Below are 17,299 nucleotides of genomic sequence, written 5' to 3'. Positions count from 1 at the left end.
GGTAGGAGTTTCGATACTTTTCCGGAAGGAAGATTCGAGCTAGTATCGGAAACCGATACGAAATGGCGCAAAAGAGGTGCATTCCATGAACGGCTTGATTTTCGAGGCGCTGAAGCGGACGCTGAAGGCCAAGGGCGTCACCTATCGTGAGCTTGCCGGGCGGATGGGCGTTTCCGAGCCGACGGTGAAGCGCATCTTCCACGAGCGCAACTGCAAGCTCGACCGTCTCATCGGGATCTGCGCTGCCGCCGGCGTCGAGCTGGAAAACGTGCTGGGGTCGATGAACCGGGGGCCGGGACCGGTCAATCGCATCGCGCCGGAGATCGAGCGCAAGCTCGCGGGACGGCCGGCGCTGCTGTTCATCTTCGTCATGCTGTCGGAGAAGTTCACGCCCGAAGGCGTCATGCGCTCGCAAGGCTTGAGCGAAGCCTCGATGTTCCTTTATCTGCGCGATCTCGAAGCGCTCGGCCTGATCGCATTGGGCGGCGGGCTGTCGGCACGGCTGCTGGTCGACACACCGATCCAGTGGAATTTCGAAGGGCCGCTCAGGCCGCTGTTCGAGATGACAAACAAGAATTTCATCGGCTGGGCGATCACCCATCTGGAGCGGGAAGCGACCTTCGTCTCTTTCTCCAGGCGGATGCGGCCGGAGACGGCGGAGATGGTGAAGCGCGAGGCGGAGGAACTGGCCGAGCGCGCCAAACTGCTCGCCCATCACGACCAGCACACGACGCCGGAAGACGGGCTGACCGGCTACAAATGGACGTTTGCTTTTGGCGCAACCCCGTTTCCGGCGATCATGCCGATCGGCCCGCACCCCAGGGATGCCGGTGCGTCCGACCGGCCCACCGCTCCGGCAAAGGGACGCCGCCCGTTGCCGGCCTGACTGGGCCATCATCCGAGCAGGATTGCATCTGGCGGCTGAGCTTGTCGCGCTCCAGTCCGGAGGTGCTTCAAAAATGAAGCCACATTCATGATAGAGTTCGCGCGCTGATTTGCCAGACTGTACGGGGCGGGTTTGCCGAATGCGTGACCGTCCCCGCAAAATCGAAGTGATCCTATGCCGACCGCGCCAACACTTGAACTTCGCCGCTATTCGCGCCTGAAAAATTTGCGGGAGCGGGCAGAACGCCAGGGTGCTGCATTGCAGTTCTGGGCGCGCACGGCATCGCTCGCCGTGATCTCCTGCTTCTTTTCCTTGATCAGCCGCTGGGATGCCTCGCTGCTCTTCGTGCTGGCGGGCCTCGCGCTGTTCCAACTCGTCGGCCTGATCCAGTTTCGCTTTGCGCGCCGTCGCAACGCGCCATGGTGGATCGGTTACCTCGTCGGTACGCTGGACATCATTCTGTTGACCGTTCTGCTGGTAACGCCCAACCCGTTTTCCCTCGAGGTCGCGCCGGCCGCGATGCAACTGCGCGAGGGCAGCTTCAAATTCCTGCTGATTTTCGTATGCCTTGGCGCGCTGACCCTTTCGACACGATTGGCGCTCTATCTCGGCGCGCTCGCGGCCTTGACGTGGACGATCGGGGTGGGATGGGTGGTTTTTCATGCGGGAACCGTCATTCCGGCAACGAACCTCTATTCGCTGCAGCTGACAGAGCGACTGAATCTCTATCTCAACCCCAATTTCGTCGATACGTTCGCGCAGGCGACCAATGTGTTGGTTGTGCTGATTATCGGCGCGATCATGGCGCTGGTCGTCTCTCGTTCCCGACATCTGTCGGAAGACTATGTCAAGGCGGAGCGCGCCCGCGCCAATCTCGCCCGGCATTTTTCGCCCAATGTCGTCGACCAGCTCGCCACGGATGACGAGCCCTTCGGCCCGGTCCGCCGGCAGGATATCGCGGTGCTGTTCGCCGACATCGTCGGCTTCACACACTATTCCGAGGATCATCCGGCCGAAGCAGTGTTCGAACTACTGCGTCAGTTCCACCGTCGCATGGAGCAGGTCGTTTTCGACCACCATGGCACCGTCGACAACTATATCGGCGATTGCATCATGGCGACCTTCGGGGTTCCGCAAGCCAGCCATGACGACGCAACCCGGGCCATCCGGTGCGCTGAAGCGATGATCGCCGCTATCGAAGACTGGAATGTCCAGCGTGTGTCCAGAGGATATCCGCCGCTGGACGTTCGGATCGGTGCACAATATGGCGCCGTCGTCCTCGGCGCGGTCGGCAGCGAGCGCAACCTGTCCTTCGCGGTGGTGGGCGACACCGTCAACGTCGCCAGCCGTTTGCAGGCGCTCTGCCGTGAGCTTCAGGCGAATATTTGCTTTGGGTCACGACTGATCGAGGCCGCGAAGGCGGAATCGCCAACGACACGGTTGAATGCGCGCGATCATGGGCCGGTGAGCATCCGCGGCCGGGACGAACCGGTCCATATCTGGGTCGAACACAGAGCCGAAAACCAGGGCGCCATTGCGGTTTCGGCGTGATGCCGGCCGCCATGTGAGACGCCTGCACCTCGGCAGGATGGACGCCAGAAACCTCGACTGGATCGCGCCCGCCAGCGTGCGCAAAGCTGGCCCCTTCGAGAGCGACTTTCGCTGCCGCATCGATGCGGTTTGGTCGAAATGGTTAGCCGTGCGTTTTCAAATGCAGCATCGGATGGTGTTCGTAGTGCCCGGCGCCATTCTTCACGATCGGGTCCTCCGAGGTGATCGCCTCTATGTCCAGATCATCGGCAATCCGATAGAGCGACACCCCATAACCGCCAGCCGGGTCCATCACGGGGCCGTGCGCGACGATAAGCCTCTTTTCAAGCAGGTCATCCAGGAATGCTCGGTGCTGCTTCATCCACTCTTCCTCATCGGTGGTCATCGTTGCCAGAAAGTCGGAACGCGGCGGAATATATTTGCACAAATAGGACTTCATTCGTCGCTCCTCGGCGAAAGGAGGCTCGCCTGCCGGACTGGCCTGGCCATGCCTTGATTTTAGATCAATCGGCCACGCCCATCTGCTTGCGGAAGCTCTTGTCGAACATGTTTTCGGGCACGAAGCGCCGCATGAAGCGAAGACGGCCTGCCGTTTTGCCAGGCGTATAGCGCATGCTCGGCGTCTTTTCGGTGGCTGCCTGTACCACTTTGTCGGCCACCGCTTCCACCGGATCGCCGCTCGCGATTCTGTTGCGCCAGGTCGAATTCATGGCTGAGCGCCCCTGTTCGTAGACGCCGGAAATCCGGTCAGGCTGTTCGGCGTTCTCTTCCAGTCCGGTGCGGGTGAAGGCGGGCTCGACAAGGGAAACCCTGATGCCGAACGTTCGAAGTTCGTGATCGAGCGACTCGGAATATCCTTCGACTGCGTGTTTGGTGGCGGTGTAGAGGGCGGTGAATGGCCCCGGCAGGAAACCGGACCGAACTGATGTTGATGATCCGGCCCTCGCCCTGTCTGCGCATGATGGGCAGCACTTCATTGGTCATGCGAACGATGCCGAAGACATTTATGTCGAACAGGCTTTGGGCTTGAGCGACCGATGATTCCTCGGCGCCGCCGATCAGGCTGCGGCCCGCATTGTTTACCAGTACGTCGATCCGGTCGGCGAGGGCGACAACTTGCTTGATGGCGTCTCTGACGGACCCATCATCGGTGACGTCGCAAGGGACCATGTGAATGCCCTGACGCACTTCGTTGGGCGCAGCTCGGCGGCTGGTGCCGAACACGCGATACCCCGCCCGGATGAGCGCAAGTCCGGCCGCATGCCCGATGCCACCCGAAGCGCCGGTGATCAGCGCGATCTTCTCGGCGCGCGACTGAACTTGTGTCATCTCAACTTTCCTGCCTAATGATTATGATCGTAATCATTGGGTGATAATGACCGCCATAATCATTGTCAAGCGCCTCCGCCACGTCTTATATGTCGATCATCATCAATAGAAGAGGATGCGGTCGTGAAGGTGAGCAAGGAGATGGTCGAGTTAAATCGAGAGCGGGTCATCGATACCGCCGCAAAGCTCTTCCGCGAACAAGGGATCGACGGGATCGGCATTGCCGATCTGATGAGCGCGGCCGGGCTTACCCACGGAGGCTTCTACCGACAATTCAAGTCGAAGGACGACCTCATCGTTCAGGCCATGCAGCGGGCCTTCAGTGACATGAGCGCCGATCTATCCGCCCGGCTCGCTTCGACCGATACTCCGTTTGAGACGCTGGTGCGCCACTACATCTCGGACCATCATCGCGACAATCCGGGGCACGGATGCAGCCTCACCGCACTGGCGGCCGATGCCGCCCGGCACGACGATCCAGCGCTTCGATCGTTCTTCGGAAGCATCGTCAGCAATTATGTCGCGTTGATCATTTCACTCCTGCCGGGAAGCGACCCGGCCGCGAAGCGGAGTGCCGCGATCGCATTCCTAGCGGAAATGGTCGGATCGGTGATCCTCTCCCGCGTCGTGCCCGATCCGACGCTTTCCGCTGAGATCATCGACACTGTCTCGAATGATCTCATAGGGCGCCACTCGCCATCGGCGCCGGTTTGAATGGTTGCTATTCGGCGGCCTTCGCCTCAGCGGCCCTATCTTCCCAGGTCACCGCCCGGTAGTCGAACCCAAATTCCAGCGTCGGTTTCACGATGCGGAAGAAGGGCGACAGGTCGAAGTCGCGCGGCGTGTAGAGCGAGTGGTGGCGGATGTGCAGGATTTCGCGGCGCGAATAGTTCGACTGCGCTGAGGCGCGGCCGGGCGCGCGGGTGATCTCGGGCAGGATCGGATAGCGGATCTCGCCATAGGCTTCGGCGATCAGGGTCGAGCAGATGGCGCGCGTCGGGTCGCCGGAGCCGAAAGCCAGCATGCGGCGGCGCCAGCGCACCGGCACCGGCGGCGTCGGCAGGAAAAAGCGCAGCATGTCGAAAATGTTCTTGAGATCGTATTTCAGGCCGAGCTTGCCGATCATGAAGGCGACGACATGGTCGCGGTCTTCCGGGGTCAGCCCGCTCGCCCGGCAGATACGGGTGTTGTAGGTGCGGTAGCGCGACAGCGGCACGGCGACACAGCCTTCGCCGAGCGTGACTTCGATCAGCCGACGCCGTTCCGATCCGTCCTCCGGTTCGGACAAGGCATCGCCGATATAGAAGGCCGCATGCGACCAGGTCGACTGGGTCAGGTATTTGATCGCCGCCGAGATCTTCTGGTTGCCTTCGATGAGCAGGATGTCGCCGGGCTCGAGCGTGCGCCGCAACGTCTCGGCGTCGGACGGCGTGTAGGGCTCATAGCCGGAGGATTCGTCCTGCAGCCGGCCGGCAAGCCAGCGGCCAAGTCGGTCCAGAAGCGTGTCGGCAGGTGCGGTCATGGTAGAGCGTGACTAGCACGCGCCGGCGGGGGAGTGCCAGCGTCAGCCGGCCGGCACTGTCTCTTCCGGCAGTGCCGGCCCGGCGAGGTCGTCGCGCGCATTGCGGGCGAGCTTCTTTGTCGAGCGCTTGGGACTGTCGCCGAACAGTTCGGCCGCCCCGGCGAGGCAGCTCTTCTTCAGGCTTTTTTCCGAGCGCTTCAAAAGCTTGCCCAGGAGCTTGGTGTCCTGCGCATCGCCGAGCGGCTCGCCGTCGGCTTCGAGCAGGGCGCGCATGACGAAGACATCGTGCAGTTCGCCGAGCTTTTCACCCAGTTCGTCGACCGCCTTGCGCCGCACCTTGATCGGCGTCGGCCACAGCCGGCCGAGCAGCGAAAGATGCATCGAGTGGGTCTTGGCCGCCTTACGCAGATCGTGGAAATCCTCGGCTCCTCCGTGGGATCCGGCCTTGTCCAGCGCCTTCCTGGCCCGGCGCAAGGTCTTGCGAGCGCCTTCCGCAAGCACATCGGCTGCATGCTCAGGCAGATCGGGGAGCAGCAGCCGCTCGATCCGGATCAGGCCTTCCTCGCAGGCGGCCGTGGCCGCGCCTATGGCGGCGTCGAGACCAGCCCCGGCATGGATTTCATGCTGGCGGGCGATAAGCCGGTCGCGCACGCTGTCGAGGCCGCCGCCGGCAACCTGCTCGGGAAAGGCGGCTGCCAGCCGGTCGACGGTCTCGACCAGCGCGGTCGCCTCGCGCGGCCCGGCAAGCAGCGCCGCCACCTGACGGTAGCATTGGTTCTCAGTCCGACAGAATGTTTCATTTCCGGAACGGACCAGCCGCAGCAAGGCGCGCGCGCTCTTCAGCCGCTTGCGGCATTTGTGCAATGCCTGCTCCGGCTGGTCGCGCGCGACGGCCAGATGGGCAAGCGCCTTGCCGATCTCCTCGCCAAGGATACGCCTGACCTCGCCGGTCAGCGGCAGGCGCGGATCGATGCGAAAGCTCATGCGGCGATCTCCGGAATCCCCCTAGAGCATGATGCCGAAAAGTGTGAAGCGGTTTTCGGACGACATCATGCTCCATCTCTTTTGATTTAGAGCCGGATTCCGATTTTAGGTCGACCCGACCTAAAATCATCCGGCTCTAGGGCGAGCGACGCGTTGTAAAATCTCTGCTCGCCGGTCACTTCGCGGCCGAGCCAATCAGGCAGCATTTCGTCAGGTACATCCTCCGGCGTCTCCAGTTCGGCCACCACAAGGCCGGCTAGAATCCCGCCGAAAACATCGACTTCGTAGAGATAGCCGCGATGCCTAACATGGTGGCGTGTCTTCTCGATGACATGTCCGATGGCGAAGGCCAGCATCTCCTCTGCGTCCGCCAGTGGAATTTCATATTCGTATTCGTCACGCTCGCGGATCTTGCTGCCGAATTTAAGCGTCAGCTTCGCCGAACTGCCGTCGCTGATGCGCACGCGCACGGTGCGGCCGGGTGTTGCGGCAAGATAGAACTGGCGAATGCGTATATTCGCCTCGGCCATTTCCAGCCATTCGGCGCTGGAGACCAGGAACTTGCGTTCGACTTCCTTGCCCATGGCCGCCCACTAAAGCGTCTGCGGCCCGACATGGCAAGCCGCCGCGGATAATCAATTTGACTTTAATCAATCGATTGATTAAGTGCCCAGCATGATCAAAGCCGTAGCCGATAAAACGCCCCGCCAGGAGACATCCCCCGCAGAGCAGACGCGCGCCGCACTCGTGCTTTCGGCGCTCAAGCTGTTCGGACGGCAAGGGTTCGACGGCACGTCGACGCGTGAGATCGCCGCCGAGGCCAAGGCCAACATCGGCTCGATCGCCTATCACTTCGGCGGCAAGGAAGGGTTGCGCGCGGCCGCCGCCGACCACATCGTCGAAACCATCCAGTCGGTTGCCGGCCAGGCGCTCGGCGGCACGCAATTGCCGGGTCAAGCCGGCCCGGAGGCGGCGAGGGCACAATTGTTCGCCGCGCTGGAAGCGATGGTGGCGTTTATCGTAGCCAGACCGGAAGCTGGCGATATCGTACAATTTGTACTTAGGGAATTGACGCATCCGACCGCCGCACTCGACCGCATCTATGACGGGGTGTTCGAACCGACCCATCGCCGCCTCTGCCAGATCTGGGAACAGGCGACGGGCGAGCCGGCCGAAAGCGAGGCCACCAAGCTCGTGGTCTTCACGCTGATCGGCCAGGTCATCTATTTCCGCATCGGTCGCGAAGCAGTGATGCGTCGTATGGGCTGGCGCGAGATCGGCAACACCGAGGCCGCCAAGGTGGTGGCGGCGGTGACAGGCAATCTTGGCGCCATACTGGCGGCCCGCAATCCGGTCGCCCGCAAGGAGGGCAAGCGATGAGTTTTCTCTGTTCCCTGCCTCTCGCGGCCAAGCTGTTCGGCGCCTGCGCGCCGGCAGCGCCGCTTGCCGTCGGCTATGTCGAGGGCGACTATGTCTTGCTGGCTCCGATCGAGGTGGCGCAGGTCGAGACCGTCGCGGTCAAGCGCGGCGACCGTGTTGTATCAGGCACGCCGGTGGTGACTCTCGAAAGCGCCGACGCAAAAATCGCCGTCGCCCAGGCAGGGGCCGCGCTCGCCCAGGCGCAGGCGCAGCTGGCCGACCTGCAGATCGGCAAGCGGCCGGAGGAGATCGCGGTGCTGAAGGCCGAGGTCGACATGGCCAAGGCCCAGGCCACGGATGCCAAGCGCAAATACGACCGCGCCGCCGACCTGTTCAAGCGCGGTGCCGGCACGCAGGCCGACTACGACACCGCCGCCGCGACGCTGGAGACCGCCAATGCGCAGGTCGGCCAGGCGCAGGCCAACCTCGCCGTCGGCGGTCTGCCTGCGCGTCCCGAAACGATCAAGGCGGCAGACAATCAGGTCAAACAGGCGCAGTCGGCGTTGGAACAGGCTGAGTGGCGGCTATCGAAGCGCGTGCTGGCGGCACCCTCGCCCGGCCGCATCAATGACGTCATCCGCAATCCCGGCGACACCGCTGGTCCGACCGCGCCTGTCATTTCGATGTTGCCGGACGGTGCGGTGAAGCTCAGCGTCTATGTCCCGGAAAGTGCGTTCTCGTCGATCAAGGTCGGCACGCTGCTTGTCGTGCATTGCGACGGCTGCGGGCCGGAGGTGAAGGCGCGCGTCAGCTATGTCTCGCCCGACCCGGAATTCACCCCGCCGGTGATCTACTCGCTCGAGAACCGGCAGAAGCTGGTCTACCTCGTCGAGGCGCGGCCTGAGGGCAAGGCGCAAGCGCTGCAGCCGGGACAGATCGTCGATGTCGAGCTGGCGGCCTCAAAATGAACGCCATCGACGTTCATGGCCTGGTCAAGCGTTTCGGCGACAAGACTGTCGTCGACCATGTGACGATGACGGTGGCCGAGGGCGAGATCGTCGGCTTTCTCGGGCCCAACGGGTCCGGCAAGACGACGACCATCCGCATCATGTGCGGCCTGCTGACGCCCGACGAGGGCGAAGGTACGGTGCTGGGTTTCAACATCCGCACCGAGTCGCTCCGCATCAAGCGCGAAGTCGGCTACATGACGCAGAAATTCTCGTTCTACGAGGATTTGACGATCGGCGAGAATCTCGAATTCGTGGCGCGGCTCTACCGGCTGAAACCGGTCGAGGAGCATGTGTCGAAAACGCTGGAAGAGCTTGGCCTGACGAGCCGCCGCAACCAGCTCGCCGGCACGTTGTCGGGCGGCTGGAAGCAGCGGCTGGCACTGGCCGCCTGCATCATGCACAAGCCGAAGCTGCTGCTGCTCGACGAGCCGACCGCCGGCGTCGATCCGAAGGCGCGGCGCGAATTCTGGGACGAGATCCACCGGCTGGCGAGCGGCGGTCTGACCGTGCTGGTGTCCACCCACTACATGGACGAAGCCGAGCGCTGCCACCGCATCAGCTACATCTCCTACGGCAAGATGCTGGCCACCGGCACGGTGGACGAGGTGGTGACGAATGCCGGTCTGACCACCTTCGTGCTGCAGGGACCGCGCCTCGACCAGGTCGCCGATGCACTCAGGGACCGGCCCGGCGTCGACCAGGTGGCGCCGTTCGGCGCGACGCTGCATGTCGTCGGCTCCGACAAGGCAAAGCTCGAAAAGGCGCTCGCCGATGTCGAGAAGGAGCACAAGGGCGTCAGCGTAAAACCCGGCGAGACCAGCCTCGAGGACGTCTTCATCCAGTTCATGTCCGGCTCGAAGGACAATATGGCATGAACAGCGTCTTCTCCTTCGCCAGGCTCGGTGCGCTGCTGATCAAGGAATTCATCCAGATGCGGCGCGACCGCATCACCTTCGCCATGATGCTGGGCGTGCCGCTTTTGCAGCTGGTGCTGTTCGGCTACGCTATCAACAACGATCCCAAAAGCCTGCCTGCCGCACTGGTGGCGACCAGCAACGACCCCTACACCCGCGCCATTGTCGCAGCCCTGCAGACGACCGGCTACTACCGCTTCGACCATGTCGCGCAAAGTGCCGAGGATGCCGAATTCCTGATGGCGCGCGGCGATGTCGCCTTCGTCGTCACCATCCCGGCCGATTTCGGCCGCCGGGTGGAGCGCGGCGACAATCCGCAGATACTCATCGAGGCCGACGCCACCGACCCGGCCGCCGCCAGCGGCGCCATCTCGACGCTAAGCAAAGTGGCCAGCCAGGCGCTGCTTCGGGCGCAAGGCATGCAGGAGGCGGCGAGTGAGGCCGCCAGGGGCCAGCTCGATGTGGTGGTGCACCAGCGCTACAATCCGGAAGGCATCTCGCAATACAACATCGTGCCCGGCCTGCTCGGCGTCATCCTGCAGATGACCCTGGTGATGATGACCTCGATCGCGCTGACCCGCGAGACCGAGCGCGGCACGATGGAAAACCTGCTCGCCATGCCGTCCAGCCCGTTTGAGATCATGCTGGGCAAGGTGCTGCCCTATCTTGTGGTCGGTGGCGTCCAGGTGGTGGTGGTGCTGGCGGCGTCGAAGCTCTTGTTCGCCATCCCCTTCACCGGTTCCATGTCGCTGCTGCTTACAGCCGTATTGGTGTTCGTGCTGGCGCTGGTGCTGCTTGGCTACACCATCTCGACCATCGCCCGCACGCAGATGCAGGCGCTGCAGCTGACCTTCTTCTTCTTCCTGCCGTCGATCCTGCTGTCCGGCTTCATGTTCCCCTATCGCGGCATGCCGGGCTGGGCGCAGACCTTCGGCGAGATTTTTCCGCTGACGCATTTTCTGCGCATCACCCGCGCGGTGATGCTGAAGGGCGCCGAACTGCCGGCGGTTGCGGGCGAGATCGCCTGGCTGGTCGGGTTCGTGGCCTTGTTTGCCGGCGTCGCATTGGTGCGGTTCAGGCGCACGCTCGACTGAGCGTTCAGGAATTGAGCGATCGCGGACCGCTGACGAACGGACTGCCTCTGACATAGAACCGCAGCGGGCGGTCCGCATCCTTCGTGATGCCGATGCGGATGCCTTGGCCGATGTCGCTGGCCTGATGCTCGTCGGCTGCCAGCCATAGCGGGCCTTGGCGGCACAGATCGAGGCCGTCCAGCGAACGGTCGATCCGCAATGCCTGGGCGAGCCGCCCCGGCCCGCGCGCCAGGTCGCGCAGGCGCTCCACGCCCCGGTTCAGCCGCATGATGGCGATGCCTTCGAGCGGCTCCAGCGCCCGGATCAGCACGCCGGTGCCGGTGCCCGGCCCCTCGCTTGAGACATTGAGCATCCAGGAGACCCCATAGGCGAGATAGACGTAGGCGTGTCCGGGCCCGAGGAACAGCGAACGGTTGCGCGGCGTCATGCCGCGATAGCCGTGCCCGGCGGCGTCGCCGGTGACATAGGCCTCGGTCTCGACGATACGGCCGCTGACGATGCCTTCCGGCAGCTCCCGCACCACGAGCTTGCCGATGAGATAGCGGGCGAGATCGGCCGTATCATCAGGCAGTTCGGCACGATCGAGCGGATGGTGGCCGGTCATGCTACCGCCGCCGTGTTTCAAGGTATCCGTTCGACCCATTGCGCGCGCGACTGCCCCGGCTCGAACGGATCGCCGAAATACTGGGTCTCGCGAACCACTTTGCCATCGACGAACTCCATGATGCTCACCGTATAGGACGGAATCCCGTCATAGGTCAGGACATATTCGGTGATCCAGAGGTCGCCTGACCCGGTGATCCGCCGCACGGCAAAGCGCTTCCGGTTGGGCTGCGTGGCGCGCGACGACTGGATGTTGTGCCGTCCGCTGATGCGCTCGCCTGATTGCGGATAATCGAGCACCGCGTCCTCGCGATAGATCTGATGCTCCGTCTCGAGATCATTGGCATCGGAGGCAGCCCAATGGCGATCGAGAGCCGCCCTTATCTCAGCGTCTGCCATATCGGTTCTCAGGCCGCGGCCATGATCTCGGCATAGGTGGTGAAATCGACATTGCCGCCTGACAGCACGACGGCGACGCATTTGCCCGACAGTTCGATCTCGCCTGACGAGAGCGCCGCCAGCGCCACGCAGCCGCCGGGTTCGACCACCAGCTTGAGATGGGCCATGGCGTCGCGCACCGCCTGTGCGGCCGCCTTGTCGGAGACGGCGATGGCGCCGGCGAGGTTCTTGCGGTTGATCTCGAAGGTGATGGCACCGGGCTCTGCGGTGAGGATGGCATCGCAGATCGAACTGTGGCCGGGCTCGTTGGAAACCCTTTTTCCTTCGATCAGCGAGCGGCGGGTGTCGTCGAAATGCTCGGGCTCAACGGCCCAGACTGCTGTGGCCGGCGAGGCATCCTTGACGGCGATCGAAATGCCGCTCGTCAGGCCGCCGCCGCCACAGGGAATGACGACCGCATCGAGGCTGACGCCGAGCGCTTTTGCCTGGCGCGTCAGTTCGAGACCGATCGTGCCCTGGCCGGCGATGATGGCCGGATCGTCGAAAGGAGGCACCAGCACCATGCCCTTGTCCATGTAGGGTCGCACCACCGTCATGCGGTCGTCGCGAAAGCGGTCGAACGGCACCACTTCGGCGCCCATCTTGCGGACATTGGCGATCTTCATCGCCGGCGCGTCGGCCGGCATGGCAATGACCGCCTTGACGCCGAACATGGCAGCCGCCGCGGCGACGCCCTGAGCATGGTTGCCTGAGGAGAAGGCGACGACGCCGCGGCTGCGCTCTTCTTCGCTCAGCGAAGACAGTTTGTTGTAGGCGCCGCGGAACTTGAACGAGCCGGTGCGCTGCAGCGTCTCCGGCTTGAACAGGATGCGGCCGCCGAAGCGTTTGTTGAGTTCCAGCGATTCGATCAAGGTCGTTTCGGCGATCAGGCCGGAGAGGCGCGCGGCGGCGGCATGGATGTCGGCGATGCCGGGGAGCGTGGTCATGGCGAAGTCCTGAAAGGGATGAGATCGGCGCATGGTGCACGCAAAGGCAGGCCACGCACCAATGAAAAAATGTGACCGTTACAAAGTTTGGCGGGCATGAGCGGCGACGAGGGTCAAACTGGCCCACCTCTCCCGCCTTTATCAGCCGGGCCGTATCGGCTAAGGGCGGGGGAGCAGAATCCCGGACCGCCAGACATGACCGCCAAGCCAAAACCCCTGTTTCTCGGTATCGACACCGGTGGCACCTATACCGATGCCGTGCTGTGGTCGGAACAAGGCGGGCCAAAAGGCAAGGTGCTGGCCAAGGCCAAGGCGCTGACCACGCGGCACGATCTTGCCGTCGGCATTTCCGGCGCGGTCGATGCGGTGCTGGGAAAATCGGCCACCGATCCGGCCGCGATCAAACTCGTGTCGATGTCGACGACGCTCGCCACCAATGCGCTGGTCGAGGGCCAGGGTGGGCGTGTGGCGCTCATCATGATCGGCTTTACCGGGGCCGACCTTGCGCGCGACGGGCTGAAGACGGCGCTCGGCACCGATCCGGTGGTGTTTTGTCCGGGCGGCCATGACGTGCACGGCAATGCGGCCAAGCTCGATCTGTCGGGGCTGGAAGCAGCACTCCCTGAACTCGGCGCCTCGGTGTCGGGCTTTGCCGTCTGCGCCTATTTCGCCACCCGCAACCCGGCGCATGAACTCGCCGCGCGCGACTTCATCCGCGAAAAGACCGGCCTGCCGGTCACCGCCAGCCACGAATTGTCGGCCAAGCTCGGCGGCCCGCGCCGCGCGCTCACCACCTTGCTCAACGCCAGGCTGATCTCGATGATCGACCGGCTGGTGGCGGCAACCGAAGGATTTTTGGAGGCCCGCAACATCGTAGCCCCCCTGATGGTGGTGCGCGGCGATGGCGCGCTGGTTTCGGCGGCGTTTGCCCGCCAGCGGCCGATCGAGACCATCCTGTCCGGCCCGGCCGCCAGCCTGGTCGGCGCCCGCCACATGACGGGCCTGGACAACGCCATGGTGTCCGACATTGGCGGCACCACCACCGATGTCGCCGTGCTCGACGGCGGCCGTCCTCGGCTCGATCCCGAAGGCGCCACTGTCGGCGGCTTCCGCACCATGGTCGAGGCGGTCGCCATGCGCACTTTCGGCCTCGGCGGCGATTCCGAGGTGGCACTGGAAGATGGCGCGCTCAACCCGAAAATCCTGCTCGGGCCGCGCCGCCTGGTGCCGCTGGCGCTGGCCGGCATGATGCATGGTGTTTCCGTGACATCGGAGCTCGAGCGCCAGCTCAGGGCGCCCAACCCCGGCCGCATGGATGGCCGCTTCGCGCTGCGCACCGGCGTGCCGGACCGGCTCGCCGCCGGCCTGACCGCGCCCGAGGCAAAGCTCTACGAGCAGATCGGCGCTGTGCCGCTCGCCATCGATAGGCTGCTGACCTCGAACGCCCAGAACGCGACGCTAAACCGGCTGGTATCGCGCGGGCTGGTGCATATCTCGGGCTTCACCCCCTCGGATGCCGCCCATGTGCTGGGCAAGCAGGCCAACTGGGACCCGCTTGCGGCCCGGCTCGGGGCCGAACTGTTTGCCCGCAAGCGTGATGGGCGAGGCCAGTACATCGCGCCGTCTCCGGAGGTGATTTCCGAACGCGTGCTGCTGACGCTCACGCGCTGGTCGGCCGAATACATTCTGGAGACAGCCTTTGCCGAGGATGGGCTGGATGGTGCAGCCACCGTCGCGCACGCGCTGGTGCAGCGCGCCGTCGATTCCCATCCCGGCATCGCAAGGCTCAGCGTCGCGCTCGATCGTCCGGTCATTGGCCTCGGCGCCTCGGCGCCGCTGCACTATGCCGGCTTGGCCGAGCTGGTCGGTAATGAGTGCGTGGTGCCGGAGGATACCGACGTCGCCAACGCGCTCGGCGCCGTCGTCGGCCAGGTCCGCGTCTCGGCCGAAGCCCGCGTCAGCCAGCCCAAGGAAGGTTTGTTCCGGGTCGCGTCGGGGCAAACGGTGCGCGACTTCACGGACGAGGCCAAGGCGATCGCGGCAGCGGAGGCTGATGTGCGGGCGATCGTAGCCGAGCGGGCGAAGGATGCAGGCACGGATAATGCCGAGATCGACGTTTCGACCGAGTTCAAGGTGTCTACCGTTGAGGCCCAACGGATGTTTATCGAAGCGCATGTGGTGGCGGTTGCATCGGGTCGGCCGAGGATTGCGGTTTAGGTAATCTCCCCCCTTGGGGAGAGATCAGCAGCTTCAAATTCCCCGCCTTCACCCTAAGCTGAATTGACCCTTCACCCCTGACATGCCAAAGGCCGCAAAGCCTTTCATCTGGAGAAGCCCTGATGACCGATCGCGTCGAGATCGCCGGATTGCGGATTGCCCGCGAACTGCATGACTTTGTCGGCGAAGCGCTGCCGGGTACCGGCATTGCCGCCGACGCCTTCTGGAACGGCTTTTCGGCTATCGTCCATGATCTCGCGCCGAAGAACCGGGCGTTGTTGGCCAAACGCGACGCCATGCAGGAACAGATCGACGCCTGGCACCGCGCCAATGGCGCGCCCATCGATATGGAGACCTACAAAAGCTTCTTGCGTGAGATCGGCTATCTCGTGCCCGAAGGGCCGGCCTTTTCCGTGTCGACCGACAATGTCGACCCCGAGATCGCCACCGTTGCCGGGCCGCAGCTGGTGGTGCCGGTGATGAATGCGCGTTATGCGATCAACGCCGCCAATGCCCGCTGGGGCTCGCTCTACGATGCGCTCTACGGCACCGACGCCATTGCCGAGACCGGTGGCGCCGAGAAGGGTAAAAGCTTCAACCCCGTGCGCGGCGCCAAGGTGGTTGCCTGGGCGAAGAGTTTTCTGGACGAGTCCGTGCCGCTCACCTCGGGCAAATGGGCCGGCGTGAACGGGCTGACGGTTTCGGGTGGCACCTTGCGGCTCGGCGCCGGCGCCGGCGGCACCACACTGGCCAACCCGAAACAATTTGCCGGCTACCGCGGCGACGGCGCCAACCCGGAAGCCATCCTGCTGGTCCAGAACGGCCTGCACATCGAGATCCTCATCGACCGCACCAACCAGATCGGCCGCACCGACCCGGCCGGCATTGCCGACGTGATCCTGGAATCGGCGCTGACCACCATCCAGGACTGCGAGGATTCGGTCGCGGCGGTGGATGCCGAGGACAAGGTCATCGTCTACCGCAACTGGCTCGGCCTGATGAAGGGCGATCTGGCGGAGGAAATCAGCAAGGGCGGCAAAACCTTCACGCGCAAGCTCAATCCGGACCGCGCCTGGACCGCGCCCAGTGGTGGCGCGCTGAGCTTGCCTGGCCGCTCGCTGATGCTGGTGCGAAACGTCGGTCACCTCATGACCAATCCGGCCATCCTCGACCGCGATGGCAACGAGGTGCCGGAAGGCATCTTGGATGCGGCGATGACGGCGCTGATCGCGCTGCACGATGTCGGCGCCAACGGGCGTCGGATGAATTCCCGCGCGGGCTCGATGTATGTGGTGAAGCCGAAGATGCATGGGCCGGAGGAAGTCGCCTTCGCAGTCGAGATTTTCGACCGCGTCGAAGCGCTGCTCGGTATGGCGGAAAACACCATCAAGATGGGCATCATGGACGAGGAGCGGCGCACCACCGTCAACCTCAAGGAGGCGATCCGCGCCGCCAAGGAACGCGTCGTGTTCATCAACACCGGCTTCCTCGACCGCACCGGGGACGAGATCCACACCTCGATGGAAGCCGGCCCGATGATCCGCAAGGGCGACATGAAGCAGGCCGCCTGGATTTCCGCCTACGAGGCGTGGAATGTCGACGCCGGGCTCGAATGCGGGCTGGCCGGCCATGCCCAGATCGGCAAGGGCATGTGGGCGATGCCCGATCTGATGGCGGCGATGCTGGAACAGAAGATCGAGCATCCCAAGGCCGGCGCCAACACCGCCTGGGTGCCGTCGCCGACGGCGGCGACGTTGCACGCCACGCACTATCACAAGGTCGATGTCCATGCCGTCCAGGCGGCGCTCAAGAGCCGGCCGAAGGCGAAGCTCGATGATATATTGTCGGTGCCGGTGGCGGTGCGGCCGAACTGGACCCCCGACGAGATCCAGCGCGAGCTCGACAACAATGCGCAAGGCATTCTCGGCTATGTCGTGCGCTGGATCGACCAGGGCGTCGGCTGCTCGAAAGTGCCCGACATCAACGATGTCGGCCTGATGGAAGACCGCGCCACGCTGCGCATCTCCTCGCAGCACATCGCCAACTGGCTGCACCACAAGGTCTGCTCCGAAATTCAGGTGATGGATTCGCTGCGGCGCATGGCAGCGATCGTCGACCTCCAAAATGTCGGCGACCCGCTCTACCGCCCGATGGCCGCCGATTTCGACAATTCCATCGCCTTCCAGGCCGCCTGCGATCTGGTGTTCAAGGGCCGCGAGCAGCCGAATGGCTATACGGAACCGGTGCTGCACGCACGGCGGCTGGAGCTGAAGGCGAAAGAGCGGGCGAATTAGCGCCTGCGTTTCCCTCCCCCTTGAGGGGAGGGTGGCCCGAAGGGCCGGGTGGGGTCCTGCGTGAAGTGCGGCGACTCCCTTCGGACGACACTACAAGCAATGTCATTGCAGAGGCCCTTTCTCGGCTCGGCTCCAAAAAGATCGACCATTC

The 17,299-nt window shown here is 63.9% G+C and carries 16 protein-coding genes and 1 pseudogene; 9 read left to right on the top strand and 8 right to left on the bottom strand.

The window, feature by feature from the left end; genetic code table 11:
- The first annotated feature begins 85 nt into the window (after positions 1–85).
- A complete protein-coding gene (locus NKJ88_RS04565; protein WP_023710374.1) occupies positions 86–886 on the top strand; it encodes a helix-turn-helix domain-containing protein in 801 nt (266 codons plus the stop codon).
- 174 nt (positions 887–1,060) lie between these two features.
- A complete protein-coding gene (locus NKJ88_RS04560) occupies positions 1,061–2,437 on the top strand; it encodes an adenylate/guanylate cyclase domain-containing protein (RefSeq protein ID WP_352443617.1) in 1,377 nt (458 codons plus the stop codon).
- Positions 2,438–2,579: 142 nt separating this feature from the next.
- On the opposite strand, the gene NKJ88_RS04555 is transcribed toward NKJ88_RS04560, so the two are convergent.
- Both NKJ88_RS04555 and NKJ88_RS04550 read right to left on the bottom strand, forming a co-directional pair.
- Positions 2,580–2,876, bottom strand: coding sequence for a YciI family protein (locus NKJ88_RS04555; protein WP_023834575.1), 297 nt, complete (start codon positions 2,874–2,876; stop codon positions 2,580–2,582).
- Between the two features lie 64 nt (positions 2,877–2,940).
- Positions 2,941–3,766 (bottom strand): annotated as a pseudogene (locus tag NKJ88_RS04550) (oxidoreductase).
- Positions 3,767–3,889: 123 nt separating this feature from the next.
- Here NKJ88_RS04550 and NKJ88_RS04545 point away from each other — a divergent pair.
- Positions 3,890–4,480: a TetR/AcrR family transcriptional regulator gene (locus NKJ88_RS04545; protein WP_023673283.1), complete on the top strand. Its 591-nt coding sequence runs from the start codon at positions 3,890–3,892 to the stop codon at positions 4,478–4,480.
- 7 nt (positions 4,481–4,487) lie between these two features.
- Here the strand turns inward: NKJ88_RS04545 and NKJ88_RS04540 are convergent, their stop codons facing one another.
- The 3 genes from NKJ88_RS04540 to NKJ88_RS04530 form a co-directional block, all read right to left on the bottom strand.
- Positions 4,488–5,288 (bottom strand): C40 family peptidase, encoded by an 801-nt coding sequence (locus NKJ88_RS04540; protein WP_023834577.1) that lies wholly within the window; start codon positions 5,286–5,288, stop codon positions 4,488–4,490.
- A gap of 42 nt (positions 5,289–5,330) precedes the next feature.
- Entirely contained in the window at positions 5,331–6,272 is a 942-nt protein-coding gene (locus tag NKJ88_RS04535) for a CHAD domain-containing protein (protein ID WP_023828854.1), read from the bottom strand.
- 86 nt (positions 6,273–6,358) lie between these two features.
- Positions 6,359–6,856 (bottom strand): CYTH domain-containing protein, encoded by a 498-nt coding sequence (locus NKJ88_RS04530; RefSeq protein WP_023728787.1) that lies wholly within the window; start codon positions 6,854–6,856, stop codon positions 6,359–6,361.
- A gap of 91 nt (positions 6,857–6,947) precedes the next feature.
- Between NKJ88_RS04530 and NKJ88_RS04525 the strand changes: the two genes are divergently transcribed.
- Genes NKJ88_RS04525 through NKJ88_RS04510 form a run of 4 tightly spaced genes read left to right on the top strand, consistent with a single transcriptional unit; the run spans position 6,948 to position 10,649 of the window.
- Positions 6,948–7,652 (top strand): CerR family C-terminal domain-containing protein, encoded by a 705-nt coding sequence (locus NKJ88_RS04525; RefSeq protein WP_352443616.1) that lies wholly within the window; start codon positions 6,948–6,950, stop codon positions 7,650–7,652.
- Positions 7,649–8,599: an HlyD family secretion protein gene (locus NKJ88_RS04520; protein WP_023828853.1), complete on the top strand. Its 951-nt coding sequence runs from the start codon at positions 7,649–7,651 to the stop codon at positions 8,597–8,599. Before NKJ88_RS04525 ends, NKJ88_RS04520 begins: the two co-directional genes overlap by 4 nt.
- Positions 8,596–9,516, top strand: coding sequence for an ABC transporter ATP-binding protein (locus tag NKJ88_RS04515; protein WP_023673289.1), 921 nt, complete (start codon positions 8,596–8,598; stop codon positions 9,514–9,516). The genes NKJ88_RS04520 and NKJ88_RS04515 overlap by 4 nt, the downstream gene beginning before the upstream one ends.
- Positions 9,513–10,649, top strand: a complete 1,137-nt coding sequence (locus NKJ88_RS04510; protein WP_023696062.1) for an ABC transporter permease — start codon at positions 9,513–9,515, stop codon at positions 10,647–10,649. The genes NKJ88_RS04515 and NKJ88_RS04510 overlap by 4 nt, the downstream gene beginning before the upstream one ends.
- Positions 10,650–10,653: 4 nt before the next feature.
- Here NKJ88_RS04510 and NKJ88_RS04505 read toward each other — a convergent pair whose 3' ends face one another.
- The 3 genes from NKJ88_RS04505 to NKJ88_RS04495 are packed head-to-tail and all read right to left on the bottom strand — an operon-like array spanning position 10,654 to position 12,637.
- Complete coding sequence (locus NKJ88_RS04505; protein WP_023748245.1) at positions 10,654–11,253, bottom strand: DNA-3-methyladenine glycosylase; 600 nt, start codon at positions 11,251–11,253, stop codon at positions 10,654–10,656.
- 17 nt (positions 11,254–11,270) lie between these two features.
- The gene (locus NKJ88_RS04500) at positions 11,271–11,651 is read right to left on the bottom strand and encodes a nuclear transport factor 2 family protein (RefSeq protein WP_023681284.1); all 381 of its coding nucleotides are present in this window, start codon (positions 11,649–11,651) and stop codon (positions 11,271–11,273) included.
- Positions 11,652–11,659: 8 nt separating this feature from the next.
- The gene (locus NKJ88_RS04495; protein WP_023748246.1) at positions 11,660–12,637 is read right to left on the bottom strand and encodes a threonine ammonia-lyase; all 978 of its coding nucleotides are present in this window, start codon (positions 12,635–12,637) and stop codon (positions 11,660–11,662) included.
- A gap of 195 nt (positions 12,638–12,832) precedes the next feature.
- Here NKJ88_RS04495 and NKJ88_RS04490 point away from each other — a divergent pair, with 195 nt between their 5' ends.
- The gene (locus NKJ88_RS04490) at positions 12,833–14,854 is read left to right on the top strand and encodes a hydantoinase/oxoprolinase N-terminal domain-containing protein (RefSeq protein ID WP_352443615.1); all 2,022 of its coding nucleotides are present in this window, start codon (positions 12,833–12,835) and stop codon (positions 14,852–14,854) included.
- A gap of 122 nt (positions 14,855–14,976) precedes the next feature.
- On the top strand, positions 14,977–17,148 hold the full coding sequence (locus NKJ88_RS04485; protein ID WP_352443614.1) for a malate synthase G: 2,172 nt from the start codon (positions 14,977–14,979) through the stop codon (positions 17,146–17,148).
- Positions 17,149–17,299 lie beyond the last annotated feature (151 nt).

It is taken from the genome of Mesorhizobium sp. M0016, assembly GCF_040324035.1.
In the GTDB taxonomy this organism is placed as follows: Bacteria; Pseudomonadota; Alphaproteobacteria; order Rhizobiales; family Rhizobiaceae; genus Mesorhizobium.
Note: the sequence above shows the minus strand (reverse complement) of the source record. Positions and strands in the feature narration are given on the sequence as shown.

What these genes read in the sequence shown, in the direction of transcription:
- NKJ88_RS04565 (WP_023710374.1), top strand. Translation starts at nt 86, where the DNA reads ATGAACGGCTTGATTTTCGAGGCGCTGAAGCGGACGCTGAAGGCCAAG.
- NKJ88_RS04560 (WP_352443617.1), top strand. Translation starts at nt 1,061, where the DNA reads ATGCCGACCGCGCCAACACTTGAACTTCGCCGCTATTCGCGCCTGAAA.
- NKJ88_RS04555 (WP_023834575.1), bottom strand. Translation starts at nt 2,876, where the DNA reads ATGAAGTCCTATTTGTGCAAATATATTCCGCCGCGTTCCGACTTTCTG.
- NKJ88_RS04540 (WP_023834577.1), bottom strand. Translation starts at nt 5,288, where the DNA reads ATGACCGCACCTGCCGACACGCTTCTGGACCGACTTGGCCGCTGGCTT.
- NKJ88_RS04535 (WP_023828854.1), bottom strand. Translation starts at nt 6,272, where the DNA reads ATGAGCTTTCGCATCGATCCGCGCCTGCCGCTGACCGGCGAGGTCAGG.
- NKJ88_RS04530 (WP_023728787.1), bottom strand. Translation starts at nt 6,856, where the DNA reads ATGGGCAAGGAAGTCGAACGCAAGTTCCTGGTCTCCAGCGCCGAATGG.
- NKJ88_RS04525 (WP_352443616.1), top strand. Translation starts at nt 6,948, where the DNA reads ATGATCAAAGCCGTAGCCGATAAAACGCCCCGCCAGGAGACATCCCCC.
- NKJ88_RS04520 (WP_023828853.1), top strand. Translation starts at nt 7,649, where the DNA reads ATGAGTTTTCTCTGTTCCCTGCCTCTCGCGGCCAAGCTGTTCGGCGCC.
- NKJ88_RS04515 (WP_023673289.1), top strand. Translation starts at nt 8,596, where the DNA reads ATGAACGCCATCGACGTTCATGGCCTGGTCAAGCGTTTCGGCGACAAG.
- NKJ88_RS04510 (WP_023696062.1), top strand. Translation starts at nt 9,513, where the DNA reads ATGAACAGCGTCTTCTCCTTCGCCAGGCTCGGTGCGCTGCTGATCAAG.
- NKJ88_RS04505 (WP_023748245.1), bottom strand. Translation starts at nt 11,253, where the DNA reads ATGACCGGCCACCATCCGCTCGATCGTGCCGAACTGCCTGATGATACG.
- NKJ88_RS04500 (WP_023681284.1), bottom strand. Translation starts at nt 11,651, where the DNA reads ATGGCAGACGCTGAGATAAGGGCGGCTCTCGATCGCCATTGGGCTGCC.
- NKJ88_RS04495 (WP_023748246.1), bottom strand. Translation starts at nt 12,637, where the DNA reads ATGACCACGCTCCCCGGCATCGCCGACATCCATGCCGCCGCCGCGCGC.
- NKJ88_RS04490 (WP_352443615.1), top strand. Translation starts at nt 12,833, where the DNA reads ATGACCGCCAAGCCAAAACCCCTGTTTCTCGGTATCGACACCGGTGGC.
- NKJ88_RS04485 (WP_352443614.1), top strand. Translation starts at nt 14,977, where the DNA reads ATGACCGATCGCGTCGAGATCGCCGGATTGCGGATTGCCCGCGAACTG.